Consider the following 17,542-nt stretch of genomic DNA (forward strand, 5'->3'; position numbering starts at 1 on the left):
CGGGCGCATATAAAAAAAGCCCCAAACGGGGCTTTTTTGTTGTGAAACGTTTTAAACTTCGCCGATAAAACCGCCCGTCTGGTGCGCCCACAACTGCGCGTACACGCCGTTTTGTGCCAGCAGCTCTTGGTGGGAGCCTTGTTCGACGATGTGACCTTGGTCCATCACAATCAAACGGTCCATGGCAGCAATCGTCGACAAACGGTGCGCAATCGCAATCACGGTTTTGTTTTCCATCAGCTTGTCCAGATTCTCCTGAATCGCCGCTTCCACTTCTGAGTCGAGCGCTGAGGTGGCTTCGTCCATGATGAGGATCGGCGCGTCTTTGAGCAGCACGCGCGCGATGGCAATGCGCTGGCGCTGGCCGCCGGAGAGTTTCACCCCGCGTTCGCCCACTTGCACGTCGTAGCCCGAGTGGCCGTTTTCGTCTTTCAGCAATTCAATGAAATCATGCGCTTCCGCTTGGCGACTGGCGTGCATCAGCTCTGCTTCGCTGGCATGCGGGTTGCCGTAGAGAATGTTTTCACGAATCGAGCGATGCAGCAGTGAGGTGTCTTGCGTGATCATGCCGATTTGCTGGCGCAGCGATTCTTGCGTGACTTGCGCGATGTCCTGACCGTCGATCTCAATGCGGCCCGTATTCAAATCGTAGAAGCGTAGCAGCAGGTTGACCAGCGTCGATTTACCTGCGCCGGAGCGGCCGACAATGCCGACTTTCTCGCCCGGTTTGAGGTGCAGATCGAGCCTGTCAAACACCGCTTTTTGTTCGTTGTATTGAAAACCAACCTGATGGAAGCGAATGTCGCCTTGAGTGACAGCCAGCGATTTGGCGTGCGGCGCGTCTTCAATTTCAATGTCGTTGGCGATGGTGTTGATGCTGTCGATGACCATGCCGATGCTCTCAAACATGCCGCGGATTTCCCACATGATCCATTTCGACATGCCTTGCAGGCGCAGCGCAATGCTGATGCCTATCGCGATCACACCGACGGTCACGCTTTCCGCCAACCACAAATGAATCGACAGCGCCGCCATCGAAAACAGCAGCAGGTAGTTAATCAAATCGACGCTGTAGAGCAGACTGGTGAGGGTGCGCATCTGCTGATACACCGTCGCCAGATAGTTTTTCATCCCTTTTTGCACGTATTGGGTTTCGCGCTGCGAATGCGAAAACAGCTTCACGGTGGTGATGTTGGTGTAGGTATCGACAATGCCGCCAGTCATAGACGATTGCGCGTCTGCCTGCGCGGTGGAGATGCGTTTCAGGCGCGGAATGAAGAACACCTGAATCAGCACATACAAACATAGCCACGCCAGAATCGGCAGCACCAGTACGTCGTCGGCACTGGCAATCATCACCAGCATCGAGACGAAATAGACCGCGATGTAGACCGACAGATCGACCAGTTTCATCACCACTTCGCGCACCGAATGGGCGCTTTGCATCACTTTGGTGGCGACGCGCCCGGCAAAATCACGCTGGAAAAATCCAACACTCTGTTTGAGCAGGTAACGGTGCACCAGCCAGCGAATCGACATCGGGTAGTTGCCGAGAATGGCCTGATGCAGCAAGTTGGAGTGGATAAACGCCAGCACCGGCATCACCACCAACACCAGCAGCGCCATCGACAGCAGCGCGCTGCCATTTTCTGCCCAGAAGTTGGCGCGCGAGCTGTTGCTCAGCATGTCGACCAATTCCCCCATGTAGCGTACCAGCGTGACTTCGGCGATCGCCACACAAGCGCTGAGCAGCGACATCAACAACAGCGGTTTTTCAAACCCGCGCGTGTAGTAGCGGCAGAAGCCAAACAGGGTTTTAGGGGGTTGTTGCGGCTCGTGATCCGGAAACGCGTTGGTGAGATTTTCAAACCAATGAAACATGAAAGAATTGACCTGGGTTAATGAAATTGAGATTGGTTCCTATTTATACTTTTAATTGTGAGAATTGTAAGTAAAATGGCTGACTAATAGTAATGATAACTAAAATGATTCTCAAATATTTAAAGCAGAGGTAATTCCAATCATGGTTGATGTACGACCAAATCGACTGGCGCAGTCGATTCGCAACGCACTGCGTTTTAGCCTAGTGCCCTTGTCACTGTGCATGGCACACAGCGCACTGGCTGCCGACGAGCAACAGGCGTCCAACGAGGTTGAAACCATCGTGGTGACCGCATCGGCCTCGGCGTTGAAAGTGGATACGCCTCTGCAAGAAGCACCGGTGTCCTTGTCGGTCATCACTCACGATGACATTGCTGCGCGTGCGCCTGCGAAATTGGATGAAGCACTGCGCTATACCTCGGGCGTGATGTCGCAACCGTACGGCTCAGACAACGACACCGATTGGCTGAAAGTGCGCGGTTTTGATGCTGCAACGTACCTCGATGGCAGCCGTTTATTCAAAGATGGTTACTACACTTGGTTGGTTGAACCGTATGCTTTAGAACGCATTGAAGTGCTGAAAGGCCCTGCGTCAATTTTGTACGGTGAAGCACCTCCGGGTGGGGTCGTGAATGCGGTCCAGAAGAAACCCACGGATGTGCCACAGGGTGAAATTGGCCTGCAAATCGGCAACGACAATCTGCGCACGCTGTCTTTGGACATTTCTGATTACGCGAATGATGACGGCTCAGTGCGTTATCGTTTAGTGGGGTTAATGAAAGAGAACGATGGTGAACTCAACGGTACGGAAAACAGCCGTTTCTTCCTCGCGCCAAGTTTGACCATCGACGTTTCTGATCGCACCCGTTTGACGTTACTGACGAGCTATCTAGAAGATAGTGGTATTCCAACCAACCCATTCTTTCCTGCGGCGGGAACGTTGATTGGCTCAAATTTTGGTTCAATTGATCCTTCGACCAACTTAGGCCAGCCAGACTACGACAAGTACGAACGCAAGCAAATTTCTGCCGGTTACATTCTAGAGCATGACGTGAATGAGGCCCTGTCTGTCTCGCAGACGTTTAACTACGGTTACAACGAACTCTACTTGCGTAGCAGCTACGTGTTTCCGAACTCCGATCCGTCAACAGATTCCCTGACGCAGGGGTTGGTATTCCGGGACGGTAAAACAGAAAGTTTTAGTTTGGATAACAAGGCGGTTGCGAACTGGGCTTCGGCACGTGTTGAACATACTGCATTGGTGGGTGTGGAATTCCAGCATCACAAAATGGATGGTGTTGAAGCGGATGAGTTTGGGTTTGGTTCGATCAATCCGTTTAACCCAGTCTACGGGAACTATACTGCGCTCGATGAATCGGCGGCTGCGGATCGCGAAATTTCCAAAATGCAGTCCAGTTTGTATGCGCAATATCAGTTGAAGTTGGATCAGCAATGGGTTGGCGTTTTAGGCGGCCGTTTTGATGTGGTGTCGACGGACAACAAAAGCCTAGCAAAATCGCAAGATCTCAGCCGCAATGATTCAGAGTTTTCTCTGAATGCGGGCTTGATGTACTTGGCGAAAAATGGGCTATCACCGTACGTCAGTTATTCTCAGTCGTTTGATGTCTTAACCACCATCGACCCAACCACGGGCAAGTTGTACAAACCGTTAGACGGCGAACAGACGGAAGTTGGGGTGAAATACGAACCTGATTTTTATAATGGCTTTATCAATTTAGCGCTGTTTGATATTACCCAGAAAAACGCTCTGGTCACCAATCCAACGACTTGGGTGGCAACACAAACGGGTGAAGTCACCTCGAAAGGTTTAGAACTGGAAACGGTTGGCTACCTCACGGACAGCTTGAAACTGACAGCCAGTTATACCTACACCAAAGCGAAAACTGATGACACGGGTGGTCAAGGTAAAAAACAAGCGGGCTTAATTCCTAAACACATTGCGTCAGCTTGGTTGGATTTTGATGCCAACCGCGTGGGTTTGAACGGTTGGAAATTCGGTTCTGGCGTTCGTTACATTGGTGAATCAAAAGATAGTCCAGCGTCAAGTAATCTCACTGTGCCCGATGTGACGTTAATGGACGCGATGGCCTCTTACGATATCAATAAAAACTGGCAAGCCCAGTTGAACGTGAATAACGTGTTTGATAAAGAGTATGTTTCTGCGTGTGATTATTACTGCTACTTTGGCCAATCGCGCACGGTTGTCCTGAGTGCAAACTATCGCTGGTAAGCTCAATCACACACTCACACCCATCGTGGTGTGAGTGTTCGTTTTACACATTCCCGCGCTCTGCGGGATTTGTCGTTTTTGTGGATCCCGAATAATGAGGGGGAGAGATGTATCATTTAGCTGATATTCAAATGATTCGAGGCGGTCGAACGATTCTGGCCATCGATGAGCTGAATATTCCCACCAACGAGCTGACGGTGGTGCTGGGCCACAATGGTTCCGGGAAGTCGACCTTGGTCAGTTTGTTATCCGGTCAACAAGCGCCGGATACTGGGTCGGTGTTGCTGAATGATGCACCGCTGGCGTCGCTCAGCAGCAAGTCTCTGGCCAAAGCGGTGGCGTTCTTACCACAAAAACTGCCAGCCAGTGCTGGTTTAACGGTGCGCGAATTGGTGCGTCTGGGCCGTTTCCCTTGGCGCGGCGCGCTGGGGTTTTGGCGCCAACAAGATGCCGAGATGATTCATGCGGCGATGGAGAAAACCGGTGTCAGCGCGTTCGCGGAGACGTTTGTGGATGAGCTGTCGGGCGGCGAACGTCAACGGGCGTGGGTGGCGATGCTGCTGGCGCAAGAATCCCCGATGTTGATTTTGGATGAACCGACCTCGGCACTCGATGTGCAGCATCAATACCAATTGATGGCGCTGCTCGCAGAACTCAATCAACAGCAGGGCTGTGGCATCATCGTGATTTTGCATGACCTCAACCTCGCGCTACGTTACGCCACCCACATCGTGGCGCTCAAGCAAGGGCGCATTGCTTTTGACGGCCCGGCATCTGCACTGGCTGATGAGCAGCGCCTGTCTGATTTGTACCAAACGCCGATTACGCTGATCGACCACCCGCACGCGGTGGGCGATGCCTCGACTCATAAGGTTGCGATTGTATGTGCTTGAAACTTAGTTTGAAAAAAACGCTGATGCTGCTGGGCCTGTTGGTGAGCAGTGTGCCGTCGGCGCTGGCCGCAATTTCGGTCACCGATTCATTAGGCCAGCACACACTGGCGGCCGTGCCGCAACGCGCCGCGGTGCTGGATTGGGATTTGATGGAGCAGGTGATTGAACTGGGCGTTGCACCGGTGGCGGTGACCGATGCGGAGTCGTACCGCGATTGGGTGGTGAAGCCTGCGATTCCAGCGAGTGCGGAAAACGTCGGCACCCGCGGGGAGCCGAATTTGGAACGAATTGCGGCTTTGCAACCGGACATCATTTTGATCACGGGTTCACAGCGCGATCTCAAACCGCGCTTAGAGCAGATCGCACCGGTGCTGCTTTACACCAACTTCAGTGCGCGGGATGCGCAAGCGGAAGTGGCGATCGCCCAGTTCCAACAACTGGCGCAAGTGTTTGGCAAGCAAGCGGTCGCGGCGCAAAAACTGGCGTTCATGGAGCGCCGTTTTGCGGAACTCAACGCGCAGTTGAAAGCGCATTTTGGTGCGACGCTGCCGCCGACCTTGGTGATGCGCTTTGCGGATACCAAATCGACCTTCATCTACACCCAAGATTCGATGGCCTATTACGTGGTGGAAAAACTCGGCCTGACGCCAGCGATGGTGGAAGCGCCGAAGCAGTGGGGCATTGTGCAAAAGCCGATTACCGATCTGCGCCACATTCGTGACGGCTACGTGCTCTATATCGAGCCGTTCAGTGATGAGAAAAAACTGAAAAATTCGGTGTTGTGGAAAGCGATGCCGTTTGTGCGTCAGCAACACGTGAATTCAGTGGCGTCAGTTTGGAGCTACGGCGGCGCGATGTCGCTGATGTACACCGCAGAAGCGATCACCGCCAGCTTGCTTGATATGGCGCCGGCCTCATGACCGCCAAGCACTTGATGGCGGTAGTGCTGGTGTTGGCCGCCACGTCGCTGGCCAGCCTGCAATGGCATCAACCGCTGGCCTTGAGCCATCAATGGCAGTTACTCGGTAGCCCGCAGCTTGCGGAGTCGTTTGATGAGTTTAACTTTGCTTACGCGCAGTTGCCTCGTTTGGTGATGACGCTGATTGTCGGCGCCATGCTGGGTTTGGTCGGCAGCTTGATGCAGCAACTGACACAGAACTCGCTCACCTCACCGCTCACCATGGGGACTTCTTCTGGCGCCTGGTTGGCGCTCATTATCGTCAGTATCTGGTGGCCGGATGCGATCGCCGATTACAGTGCGATGGCTGCAATGACCGGCGCGCTGGTGGCGTTTGGCCTCATTTTGCTGATCGCGGGGATCGACAACATGACCGGGTTGCCGATGGTGATTTCCGGTATGGTGATCAACATTTTGCTGGGGGCGATTGCGGGGGCCATTATTCTGCTGCATCAAGATTACGCACAAAACGTCTTCATGTGGGGTGCGGGCGATCTGGCGCAAAACGGCTGGGAGATGATTGAATGGCTGGTGCCACGGTTGTCGCCGTTGGTGGTGCTGTTGCTGCTGGCGCCGCGCGTACTGACGCTGCTGCGGTTGGGGCATCAAGGCGCACAGGCGCGCGGCTTGTCGGTGATTCCGGCGTTCTTTTTGCTGATGACCCTTGGGATTTGGTTGGTGTCGGCTTCGATTACCGTGGTCGGCTTGATTGGTTTTATCGGCCTATTAACGCCCAATATCGTGCGCGCGTTGGGCGCGCGAACCCCCCGCATGGAACTGCTGGCGAGTTTGGTGTTTGGCGCGCTGCTACTGCTGCTGACCGACATGTTGGCGCAAGGGCTCACGGGGTGGCTCGGGCAAGTGGTGCCCAGTGGCGTGACCGCCGCCGCGATTGGCGCGCCAGCGCTGATTTGGTTTAGCCGCCGTCAGCTCAAAGCGCAAGATGGGATTGCCGTGGCATTGCCCGGTTCACGCCGGCGGGTGAGTCGCGGATTGACGGCGATGGTGACCGGCCTGCTGGTGGCGGGTGTGGCACTCTATTTCTGTTATCAACCGGACAGCGCGCACGCTTGGCTGGCATTGCCAAGTGATTATCAGTGGTCACTGCGTTGGCCGCGTGCGTTAACGGCGCTGTGCACCGGTATTGGCCTCGCGCTGGCGGGCACCATTTTGCAGCGCTTGATCTACAACCCGCTCGCCAGCCCCGATATTCTCGGTGTGTCGGCTGGGGCGACGTTTGCGCTGGTCTTTTCCAGTCTGTTTCTTGGTCAGTCATTGGTATCGACGCAATGGGGCACCGCGCTGGCTGGGAGCATGGCGGTGCTGGCGGTGCTGATTCTACTTGGCCGCAAGCATCAGTTTGCGCCTTCGAGTGTGATTTTGACCGGGATCGCGATGACGGCGCTGCTGCAAGCGTTCGTTCAGTTCTGTTTGGCGAAAGGCAATCAGGATAGCTACAAAATTTTGCAATGGTTGGCTGGTTCGACATACCGCGTGACCGCCGAGCAAGCGATGCTGCTGTTTGGGTTGGTGGTGGTGCTGTTTGTGCTGAGTTTGATGAGCAGCCGCGCGCTAACCCTGATCTCCATCAGCCGTTCATTTGCGACCGCGCGGGGGCTCAACAGTGGGTGGATGTCGCTCGGTTTGTTGGTGCTGGTTGCGATGTTGTGCGCGGTGGTGACGGCGACGATGGGGCCAGTGGCCTTCGTTGGTTTGATTGCGCCGCACTTGGCGCGGATGCTGGGGGCGCAGCAGGTCAAAGCGCAGTTGCTGCTCGGCAGTTTAATTGGCGCGACGACCATGCTGTGGTCGGATTGGCTGGGTCAGGTGCTGCTGTTTCCCAATCAGATTGCCGCCGGTACGCTGGTCTCGATTCTCGGCGCGCTGTATTTCCTCATCTTGTTGTTGGTCAGCCGAATGCGGCGCCAATCATAAAAAAAACGCCTTCTGTTGAAGGCGTTTTTTTTCATCATTATTTCTTGGTGATCTTATCCAGATAGCCCATGGCAAACGCCGATAACACAAACGTGACGTGCAGCAGCAGGTACCATTTAATCTTCTCATCCGCGATGTGTTCGGTGTTCATGAACACTTTCAACAGGTGAATCGACGAAATCGCCACAATCGAGGCGGAGACTTTGTTTTTCAGCGAGCTGGTGTCGAGCTTACCCAGCCAGCCGAGTTTGTCGTCGTTCTCATCCACATCGATTTTTGAAACGAAGTTTTCGTAACCGGAGAACATCACCATCACGATCAGGCCGCCAACCAGTGAAATATCAATCAACGATAGCGCGACCAGAATGAGGTCGACCTCTTTGATCGAGAAGATGATGGGCAGCAGGTGAAACACCTCCTGAAAGAATTTGATGCCCAGCGCCAGCAGTACCAAGCTGAGGCCAAGATAAATAGGCGCCATTATCCAACGCGCTGAATACAAAAGTTTTTCCACGAAGTTTTCCATGTTGAAGTAGCCGATTTTTGTTATTTGATTTGGTGATGAGTCCACGGTGTGCACCACGCTCACCGTGATGGCGCGATAGTACTCTGATTCGCGCGCTGTTGGCTATCCGTCAACCGCGCTTTTTTGGTGGCAGCGACGGAACATTCTGCGGCGCTCAAAAAACAAAAAGCCCTGCAATCGCAGGGCTTGGTATTGGCGAGATGGTGATCACTCGATGTTTTGGATCTGTTCGCGCATTTGCTCAATCAGCACTTTGAGCTCCACGCCAGAGGCGGTGATGTCAGTGCTGATTGATTTGGAGGCCAGTGTGTTGGACTCGCGGTTGAACTCTTGCATCATGAAATCGAGACGGCGACCGACTGAGCCGCCTTTTTTCAGAATGTTGCGTGTTTCTTTGACGTGCGAATCGAGGCGATCCAGCTCTTCCGCCACATCTGATTTCTGCGCCAGCAGAATCAGCTCTTGTTCGATGCGGCTTGGGTCGAGCTCGACTTTCGCTTCTTCAAATTTGCCGACCAGACGCTCACGTTGCCAGTCGATGATTTCCGGCATGCGCGCGCGCACTTTGACGACTTCGGCGCTGATGCCATCCAGACGCTGTTCGATCAGCGCTTTCATGTTTTCGCCTTCGCGGCCACGCGCTTCGATGAATTCGCTCACTGCTTCATCAAATCCTTCCAGCAGCGATTTGTTGATCGCGTCCATATCTTGTTCTGGGGTTTCCATCACGCCCGGCCACTGCATCACTTGGAATGGGTTGATGCGGCTCAGTTCACCGGTCATGTGCATGACTTGGCTGGCGGCTTTAATCACTTGTTCGGCCAGCGCTTCGTTGATGTTCAACTTGCTTTGCGCTGCAGGATTGGCATCAAAACGCAGGTGACATTCGACTTTACCGCGCGCCAGACGCTGGCGGAAACGTTCGCGCAATACGGGCTCCAGGCCACGGAACTGCTCCGGCAGGCGGAAATAGGTTTCCAGGTAGCGTTGGTTAACCGAGCGAATTTCCCACACGGCACTGCCCCAATCGCCTTTGACTTCTTTGCGTGCATACGCCGTCATGCTGTAGATCATCGATGTGTCCTTGGTTTTGAATTTTTTAAATGAACTGGCGCTAATACTAGCATAGAAAACCCCCACGGTGGCGAGAGACGCGTCGCCAACTTCGCTGATCCAACCGATGCAAACCTAGGATTGAGGTTTGAATTCCGCTATAATTCTGCCCCAATCAAATCCGCCCTTGCGATGGCGGTTCATCCAACGGTTCACCCAACATAGGTAAAGCCCTTATGCGTCCAAATAACCGCGCTGCGGATCAGGTTCGTCCGATTCAAATTACTCGTCACTACACGGCTTACGCAGAAGGTTCTGTGCTGGTGGAGTTCGGCAATACCAAAGTGCTGTGTAACGCAACGGTAGAAGAAGGCGTGCCACGCTGGCTGAAAGGTCAGGGTAAAGGCTGGGTGACTGCAGAATACGGCATGCTGCCACGCGCCACCCATTCGCGCACACGTCGTGAAGCGGCGAACGGCAAACAAGGCGGTCGTACCATGGAAATTCAACGTCTGATCGCGCGCAGCCTGCGTGCCGTGGTCGACTTAGAAGCGATGGGTGAGCTGATGATCACCGTGGATTGTGACGTGATTCAAGCTGACGGCGGCACACGCACCGCATCGATTTCTGGTGCCAGTGTGGCGATGGCCGATGCGTTCGACAAACTGGTGGCCGACGGCAAACTGAAGAAGAACCCGATGAAAGGCCATGTGGCTGCGGTTTCCGTGGGCATTCTGGGCCAAGACGTGTTGTGCGATTTGGAATATGTGGAAGATTCTGCGGCAGACACCGACATGAACGTGGTGATGACCGAAGAAGGCAAGATGATCGAAATTCAGGGCACGGCCGAAGGCGAACCGTTCAGTCACGAACAGTTGCTTGATTTGTTGGCGGTGGCCAAAAAAGGCATTGCAGACATCGTCTCGGCGCAGAAGGCGTCGTTAGAGAATTGATGATGAGCTCCCGAGAGGGGGCTATTTTTTTGTCTAAATTTTTTTGCCGCGCAGGCGGCAGCAAGAAACCTTGGGCGCTTACGGAGTGACTTACGGAGCTAAGTGCCCACCGCGGTGTTTGACGAGGTGCAAACCCGAATCCTGTTTACCCTGAACCTTGGATATATAGAGAGAAAGTGATGAAAGCATACCAGCGTGAATTTATTGAGTTTGCCCTAGAAAAGGAAGTACTGAAATTTGGTGAGTTTACTTTGAAGTCAGGCCGTAAAAGCCCATATTTCTTTAACGCTGGTCTATTCAACACTGGTCGCGATTTAGCGCGCCTCGGCCGTTTTTACGCGGCGGCGCTGGTGGATTCAGCGATTGAGTTTGATGTGCTGTTTGGCCCAGCCTACAAAGGGATCCCGATTGCGACCACCACCGCGGTCGCACTGGCTGATCACCACGATGTGGATACGCCCTACTGTTTTAACCGCAAAGAAGCCAAAGATCACGGTGAAGGTGGCAATTTGGTGGGCAGCGCGCTAGAAGGCCGCATCATGCTGGTGGATGATGTGATCACCGCGGGTACGGCGATTCGTGAGTCGATGGAAATCATTCAGAACAACGGCGCGGATTTGGCCGGTGTACTGGTGGCGATTGACCGTCAGGAAAAAGGCAAAGGCGAATTATCGGCGATTCAGGAAGTTGAGCGTGACTTTGGTTGCGCGGTGATTTCGATTGTCAGCCTGACCGACCTTATCACCTATCTGGAAGAGCAAGGTGGTAACCGCGAACACCTCGACGCGGTGAAAGCGTACCGCGCGCAATACGGTATCTGATACCGACCTCCTTACAGGGGAATGGACGGACAACAAAAAGCCCACCGATGGGTGGGCTTTCTAGTTCAAGCTGGCGTTGCCGACATTATTGGTAACGAATGCCTTTCGGCACGTTCGGATCCTGCATGGTTTTAAAGCGTTTGTGCAGCCACATCCATTGGGTTGGCGCGCGCATGATGACCATTTCTACATACTTGTTCATGTAGGCTGCGGCGGCAACTTCATCTTTTTGTGGGTAGTTGTCTCCCACGGCGATGTCGGCCAGGAGTTCATACTTGCCCTCGTCGTTACGAAAGCCTGAACCCATCACGATGGCGCAATGACTGGTGTATGCCAGAATACTGGTGCCGGTGGTGGTACACGCATCTTGCACTGCAAAAAACGGTACGAATACCGATTTGTTACGCCCGTAATCGTGGTCTGGCAAATAGAACAGCAGCTCGCCTTGGCGCATCACGCGAATCATTTTCTTCACGTCTTTACGGTCAATCAGCACGTTGCCGTTATGCGTGCGGCCCCAATATTGGATGAAGTTGTAGGCGGGGTTGTTGTGCGGGCGAAACGCGCCATAACCCGGCAGGCCCAGCACGGCAAACGCACGTGCGGTAATTTCCAGGTTGAGGGCATGCACGCAGCACAGCAGCACGCCTTTGCCGTTGGCTTTGTATTCGCGCAAGACCGCCAAGTCTTTCTCAACAATACGACGTTTGAACCGCCAAGTGGGCCAGAACCAGGTGATGCCGGTTTCAATCAGCGCCAGCCCCGTATTTTTGAAGTTCTCGACCACCATCTGCTCGACTTCATCGCTGCCTTTGTCAGGAAATGCCAGTTCAAAGTTACGCTTGGCCACGTGCACGCGTTTTTTACCCAAACGCATGCCCAGCAAGCCCAAGCTTTGGCCGAGCTTCAGCAGCACGGCATAAGGCAGTAGGTTTACGATCAGCGCGAGGGTGCCGAACCCTAGCCACACGCCCCAGTGTTTCGGGTGCAGCAGGGAGAGGGTGAATTGAGGTTTGCCGTATTTGTCTTGACTCATGGGGTTCACTTAATCTGAGCACTCAGCAGCGACCAGTATTCGTCGAAGTTGGCCGTGGGCAGGTATTTGAAATCAGAACGCACGAAGCGGTTCAGACTGCCTTCGACCTGACCGAGTAACTGGGCGGCCAGAATGTTTTCGTCAACAGGGAATGATTTGCCTTCACGAATTTTACGTTCACGCAGAATCTGACGCAATGACGTCTCGATGCGTTCGAACAGTTGATTGATGCGCTCACGCAGACGTTCATTTTCAAACATCAGAGCATGGCCGGACAAAATTCTTGTCAGACCGGGGTTACGTTCTGAAAACGCTAACAGTAATTGCATCACCAAGCGAATGCGGTTCAACGTGTCTTTTTCTTCATCCAGAATACGGTTGATGCGCGACATCAACGACTCTTCGATGAACTCGATCAGCCCTTCGAACATGCGTGCTTTGCTTGGAAAATGGCGATACAACGCGGCTTCTGAGACGCCAACCTGCTTCGCCAATTTGGCGGTGGTGATGCGCGAAGCACCTTCATGCGATTCCAGCATTTGTGCTAAGGCTTGAAGAATTTCTTCACGTCGATTGCTTTTCTTACTGACGGCCATAACCGTGTTTCCTTTTTATACCACTGCTTGGTTAGAAATGAGTGGGCGAAACGGTCACTGTTTCGCGCCCCAACCTCATTTCAGAGCGTTTCGATAACGGGATGTAAGTAGGCGTTGTCGCCTACAGTTTGTCATTGATCAACAGCATCAGCGCATGTGCCAATTCGGCTTTGGAGGCCAATGGCAGGGATTGCTCGCTGGGCGCATCTGGCGCGCTCGGACGCCAATACACGGTCAGCGCGTTGTCGTTGCTGTTGAAACCCTGGCCGGCGACGGAGACGTCGTTGGCACAGATCATATCGAGGTTTTTCTTCTCCAATTTGCCGCGTGCGTATTTTTCCACATCCTGTGTTTCGGCGGCAAAACCGACGGTAAAGGGTCGGTTGTCGGTCATTGCGGCGACCGAGGCGACGATGTCCGGGTTTTTGACCATGGTGACGCAGAGCGTGTCACTGTCGTCGGTTTTTTTGATTTTTTGCTGTGCCATGCTTTGTGGGCGGTAATCTGCCACCGCAGCGCAGCCAATAAATACGTCATGTTCGCCTGCGTGCGCCATCACCGCTTGGTGCATCTCGAGGGCACTGTCGACATTGATACGCGACACATTGGCAGGCGTTGTTAAATTCACTGGGCCACTGACCAGCGTCACGTGTGCTCCCAGTTTCGCCGCCGCATCGGCAATCGCAAAGCCCATTTTTCCGGAACTGTGATTGGTGATGTAACGCACCGGATCGAGCGCTTCACGGGTCGGGCCCGCGGTCAGCAGGACGCGTTTACCCGCCAGCGGCTTTGGGCCGAAAAATTCCTCACAGCGATGCACCAGATCCATCGGCTCGAGCATGCGCCCCGGGCCGATATCGCCACACGCTTGTTCACCGGCGGCCGGTCCCCAAATATGCATGCCGCGACGCGCCAGCGTGGCAATGTTTTCTTGCGTGGCGAGATTGCGGTACATCTGTTGATTCATCGCCGGAGAGACGACCACGGGCGAGTCGGTGGCCAGCACGAGTGTGGTGAGCAAATCATTGCCCATGCCAGCCGCCATACGCGCAATGAGATCGGCGGTGGCGGGTGCCAGTAGAACCAAGTCGGCCCATTTCGCGAGTTCGATATGACCCATCGACGCTTCCGCGGCTGGGTCGAGCAGGCTATCAGAGACTGGGCGACCGGAGACGGCTTGCATCGTCAACGGCGTGATAAATTCTTTGGCCGCTTTGGTCATCACGACCTGAACGGTGGCGCCGCGCTCAATCAGGCGACGGGTTAATTCTGCACATTTGTACGCAGCGATACCGCCGCTGATACCAAGCAGAATCTTTTTTCCTGCCAATGTTTGCATGCTGGATTCCTCAAAAATTCTGCGCGCTATGTTAGCACAACTCCAGAGAGATGTTGGAGCTGTGTCAAATCTCACGGCGCAACGGGGATAGATCGTTCGGTGAGCTCAGCAAATTTCAGCGCTTCTCACAGATATTATTTCCGGATTATGCAACATACTGTGTGATAAAAACCAATAATAGAGCACAAGGACCTTTATGATTACCTCCCTGAGAAGCCGAACGAAACTTTTACTGCTGACGGTCATTCCGCTGGTGATTATTACTGCCATGGTGACGGCGGTGTATTACTGGAATGGGATGAAATCCCTCGATCAAGAACTGACTCAATACCGTGCGCAGCTGGTCGATAGCCGCAAAGCGGAACTCAAGGCCTATCTGATGATGGGCGTTACCGCAGTGAAGTCGTTATACGAGACGGATCAGGGCGGCAACAACAAAGCGCAAGCGAAAGAAATTCTGAAAGCCATGCGCTTTGACAGCGATGGCTACTTCTTTGCTTATGACTCTCAAGGCATCAACACACTGCATGCCATCAACCCGTCGCTGGAAGGCAAAAACCTCTACGGCATGAAAGATGAAAATGGCGTGCCGGTCATTGCCGGATTGATTCAGGCGTCCAAATCAGGTGATGGCTTCCTTTATTTCTCGTGGCACAAACCGACGATCAATGCACAAGCGCCAAAACTAGGTTATGCCGAGTATCTCGCCAAGTGGGATTGGGTGCTGGGCACCGGCATTTACATTGATGACATCGACACGCAAGTGGCACAGTTCAAAGCGCAGCGCGAAGCGCAGCTGTATGAGCAAACCCTGTCGGCGGTTGGTCTTTCCGTCGTGGGCTTGGTGCTGACGATCATCGTGGTGAGTGTGCTGGTGTCGCGCGGTGTGGCGCCATTGCACCACGTGGTGGACTCACTCAAAGCGGTCGCGGCCGGTGGCGGCGATCTCACGGCGCGTTTAAAAGTGGAGAGCCGTGATGAAGTGGGCGAAGTGGCGCAGGCGTTTAATGCCTTTATGGACAAACTGCATCCGCTGATTGTGGATCTGCGAGCGTCAGCGCAGGACGTGCAATCGGCGGCGGCGGATCTCGATGGCCAAACCACGCAATCGAGCCAGCAGATGAACAGCCACTGCATGGAAACCGATAAAGTGGTGGCCGCGGTGACTGAAATGAGCGCCACGGCCCGTGAAGTGGCCAACAACACCAATGCCACTGCACAAGCGATTGATTCGGCCAACCATCAAATCTTGGATGCGCAAAAAGAAGTGAACTTGGCGATTGAAGGCATTGGCGATCTGGTGAATGAAGTGAACCTGACCTCGGATGCGATTCAAGAGCTGAGCCAAAAAACGGAACAGATCACCAAAGTGCTCAATGTGATTGGGGATATTGCCGAGCAAACCAACCTTTTGGCGCTCAACGCGGCGATTGAAGCGGCACGTGCGGGTGAACAAGGGCGCGGGTTTGCTGTGGTGGCCGATGAAGTGCGCTCGCTGGCCAGCCGCACGCAAAACAGCACACAGGAAATTGGCGAGATGTTGCAGTCGCTGCATCAAGGGGTGAGTAAAGCGGTCAGCAGCATGGCGCTGAGTCAAGATCGCGGCGAGAAAACGGCGCTGGAATCGGTGCAGATCAAAGAGCGCTTGTCTGGTATTTCTGAAGCGGTGAGCGTGATTCACGACATGGGGATTCAGACCGCATCGGCCGCCGAGCAGCAAAGCGCGGTGTCGGAAGATATCAACCAAAATCTGGTCGCGATTCAGCAGATTGTGAATGAGCTCAGCGATAACCTGCAGCGCTCAGAATCGATCAGCACCCGTTTGGCGCAATCGGGACAGCAAATGGGGAACTTGGTCGGTCACTTTAAGCTTTAACACACAGCGGCGTTGCACCTGCCCATGACGCCGCTCTCAAGATCCCTCAGGCCGCTTGCAGCCTGAGGGATAAATCGGCTTGAGTATGGCAAATCACAGGAGCCATGCATGAGCCTCAAATCCTTTCCCAACGAATCCATGCCGCGTGAAAAGCTGTTGTCGCGTGGCCCACAGGCGTTATCCGACGCCGAATTACTCGCGATTTTTCTGCGCACGGGCACGCCGGGCATGAACGTGCTCGCGCTCTCGGATTTTTTATTGCGTGAGTTTGGATCGCTGCGCGCGCTGTTTTCGGCCCCCAAGGATCAGTTTTGTGCTCACAAAGGGCTCGGCGAAGCCAAATTTGTGCAGTTGCAGGCGGTGCTGGAGATGACTCAGCGCTATCTGGCAGAAACACTCAAGCGTGGCGAGGCACTCACCAGCCCGCAGCAAACCAAGTTGTATTTGTCGAGCGTGCTGCGCGATCGCCAGCGTGAAGCGTTTTACATTCTGTTTCTTGATAACCAGCATCGCGTGATTCGCGATGAAGTGTTGTTTGAAGGCACGATTGATGCGGCGAGCGTGTATCCACGTGAAGTAGTCAAACGTGCGCTGCACCATAACGCTGCGGCGCTGATACTGGCGCACAACCATCCTTCGGGAGTCGCCGAGCCCAGCACGTCTGATCGCAGGATCACGCGCAGGCTCACCGATGCTTTGGCGTTGGTGGACATTCGCGTGTTGGATCACTTCGTGGTGGGGGACGGCGAAGTGGTCTCTTTTGCTGAACGCGGGTGGATTTAACGCGCGACAAAAAATATTTTTTGGCTGTCGAAAGTTTAAACTATTGAGCAAATACAAGGGTGTAGGGAGAAAACTTAACTTTTTCGTGGAACAATTCCGACAGGCCTTATCCGCAATTCACCTGAATGCACAAAAAATGCTTAGCTTTCTGTGGTTTTCTGGTATGATTCGCACACATTTTTTAACCCCAATTCAGCTCAACACAAAAAAAGATCAGGTAATCCTGTAAAAAGGATCTGTTCGGGTCTTGAGCAATGCGTGTCAAGTTAGTATAATGCGCGACCTTTGATAGCCTTGTATGGATTTTCCATAACGGTTTTTAACCTCAACTTCTTATGTAGAAAGAGAGAGGTTCGGCCACCAAGGTTGATATCGAGCTGAAACGATTTGGAGAAGACATTCATGTCCCGAGTATGCCAAGTAACTGGTAAGCGTCCAGTAACGGGTAACAACCGTTCACACGCACGAAATGCTACTAAGCGTCGTTTTCTGCCGAACCTACAAACTCATCGTTTCTGGGTAGAGAGCGAAAAACGTTTTGTTAAACTACGTCTAACTGCTAAAGGCATGCGTATCATTGATAAGAAAGGCATCGATGCTGTTCTTGTTGATATCCGTGCACGTGGCGAAAACGTTTAAGA

General features: G+C 53.6%; 15 protein-coding genes. 9 read left to right on the plus strand and 6 right to left on the minus strand.

Annotated features, from left to right (window positions below; genetic code table 11):
- Nucleotides 1-51: 51 nt before the first annotated feature.
- Nucleotides 52-1,881 (minus strand): ABC transporter ATP-binding protein, encoded by a 1,830-nt coding sequence (locus ACS18Q_RS00505; protein WP_441257244.1) that lies wholly within the window; start codon nt 1,879-1,881, stop codon nt 52-54.
- 223 nt (nt 1,882-2,104) lie between these two features.
- On the opposite strand from ACS18Q_RS00505, the gene ACS18Q_RS00510 reads away from it, so the two are divergent.
- The 4 genes from ACS18Q_RS00510 to fhuB all read left to right on the plus strand — a co-directional run bounded on the left by ACS18Q_RS00510 (nt 2,105) and on the right by fhuB (nt 7,918).
- Entirely contained in the window at nt 2,105-4,132 is a 2,028-nt protein-coding gene (locus tag ACS18Q_RS00510; protein WP_441257620.1) for a TonB-dependent siderophore receptor, read from the plus strand.
- A gap of 107 nt (nt 4,133-4,239) precedes the next feature.
- Nucleotides 4,240-5,025, plus strand: a complete 786-nt coding sequence (locus ACS18Q_RS00515; RefSeq protein ID WP_055466430.1) for an ABC transporter ATP-binding protein — start codon at nt 4,240-4,242, stop codon at nt 5,023-5,025.
- Entirely contained in the window at nt 5,016-5,945 is a 930-nt protein-coding gene (locus ACS18Q_RS00520) for an iron-siderophore ABC transporter substrate-binding protein (protein WP_055466429.1), read from the plus strand. The genes ACS18Q_RS00515 and ACS18Q_RS00520 overlap by 10 nt, the downstream gene beginning before the upstream one ends.
- A complete protein-coding gene (gene fhuB, locus ACS18Q_RS00525) occupies nt 5,942-7,918 on the plus strand; it encodes a Fe(3+)-hydroxamate ABC transporter permease FhuB (protein ID WP_441257245.1) in 1,977 nt (658 codons plus the stop codon). The genes ACS18Q_RS00520 and fhuB overlap by 4 nt, the downstream gene beginning before the upstream one ends.
- A gap of 37 nt (nt 7,919-7,955) precedes the next feature.
- On the opposite strand, the gene ACS18Q_RS00530 is transcribed toward fhuB, so the two are convergent.
- Both ACS18Q_RS00530 and ACS18Q_RS00535 read right to left on the minus strand, forming a co-directional pair.
- Nucleotides 7,956-8,444, minus strand: coding sequence for a TIGR00645 family protein (locus ACS18Q_RS00530; protein WP_038152561.1), 489 nt, complete (start codon nt 8,442-8,444; stop codon nt 7,956-7,958).
- Between the two features lie 207 nt (nt 8,445-8,651).
- Nucleotides 8,652-9,518 carry a YicC/YloC family endoribonuclease gene (locus ACS18Q_RS00535; protein ID WP_004728399.1) on the minus strand — a complete coding sequence of 289 codons (867 nt, stop codon included), beginning with the start codon at nt 9,516-9,518 and terminating at the stop codon, nt 8,652-8,654.
- Between the two features lie 215 nt (nt 9,519-9,733).
- Between ACS18Q_RS00535 and rph the strand changes: the two genes are divergently transcribed.
- Together rph and pyrE are read left to right on the plus strand one after the other, a co-directional pair.
- Nucleotides 9,734-10,450: a ribonuclease PH gene (gene rph / locus ACS18Q_RS00540; protein ID WP_004728400.1), complete on the plus strand. Its 717-nt coding sequence runs from the start codon at nt 9,734-9,736 to the stop codon at nt 10,448-10,450.
- Between the two features lie 179 nt (nt 10,451-10,629).
- Nucleotides 10,630-11,271, plus strand: a complete 642-nt coding sequence (gene pyrE / locus ACS18Q_RS00545) for an orotate phosphoribosyltransferase (RefSeq protein WP_004728401.1) — start codon at nt 10,630-10,632, stop codon at nt 11,269-11,271.
- A gap of 85 nt (nt 11,272-11,356) precedes the next feature.
- Here the strand turns inward: pyrE and ACS18Q_RS00550 are convergent, their stop codons facing one another.
- The 3 genes from ACS18Q_RS00550 to coaBC form a co-directional block, all read right to left on the minus strand.
- Nucleotides 11,357-12,307 carry a Kdo(2)-lipid IV(A) acyltransferase gene (locus tag ACS18Q_RS00550; RefSeq protein ID WP_441257246.1) on the minus strand — a complete coding sequence of 317 codons (951 nt, stop codon included), beginning with the start codon at nt 12,305-12,307 and terminating at the stop codon, nt 11,357-11,359.
- A 5-nt stretch (nt 12,308-12,312) separates the two neighbouring features.
- Nucleotides 12,313-12,903, minus strand: coding sequence for a nucleoid occlusion factor SlmA (slmA, locus tag ACS18Q_RS00555; RefSeq protein WP_014204070.1), 591 nt, complete (start codon nt 12,901-12,903; stop codon nt 12,313-12,315).
- A gap of 121 nt (nt 12,904-13,024) precedes the next feature.
- Nucleotides 13,025-14,242: a bifunctional phosphopantothenoylcysteine decarboxylase/phosphopantothenate--cysteine ligase CoaBC gene (coaBC, locus tag ACS18Q_RS00560; RefSeq protein ID WP_014204069.1), complete on the minus strand. Its 1,218-nt coding sequence runs from the start codon at nt 14,240-14,242 to the stop codon at nt 13,025-13,027.
- A 196-nt stretch (nt 14,243-14,438) separates the two neighbouring features.
- Here coaBC and ACS18Q_RS00565 point away from each other — a divergent pair, with 196 nt between their 5' ends.
- The 3 genes from ACS18Q_RS00565 to rpmB all read left to right on the plus strand — a co-directional run bounded on the left by ACS18Q_RS00565 (nt 14,439) and on the right by rpmB (nt 17,540).
- Nucleotides 14,439-16,118 carry a methyl-accepting chemotaxis protein gene (locus tag ACS18Q_RS00565; RefSeq protein ID WP_055467236.1) on the plus strand — a complete coding sequence of 560 codons (1,680 nt, stop codon included), beginning with the start codon at nt 14,439-14,441 and terminating at the stop codon, nt 16,116-16,118.
- 108 nt (nt 16,119-16,226) lie between these two features.
- Nucleotides 16,227-16,901 (plus strand): RadC family protein, encoded by a 675-nt coding sequence (gene radC, locus ACS18Q_RS00570; RefSeq protein ID WP_004728406.1) that lies wholly within the window; start codon nt 16,227-16,229, stop codon nt 16,899-16,901.
- A gap of 402 nt (nt 16,902-17,303) precedes the next feature.
- On the plus strand, nt 17,304-17,540 hold the full coding sequence (rpmB, locus tag ACS18Q_RS00575) for a 50S ribosomal protein L28 (RefSeq protein ID WP_004728407.1): 237 nt from the start codon (nt 17,304-17,306) through the stop codon (nt 17,538-17,540).
- Nucleotides 17,541-17,542 lie beyond the last annotated feature (2 nt).

The sequence above is a fragment of the Vibrio sp. Vf1514 genome, from assembly GCF_052076135.1.
Taxonomy (GTDB): Bacteria; Pseudomonadota; Gammaproteobacteria; order Enterobacterales; family Vibrionaceae; genus Vibrio; species Vibrio furnissii.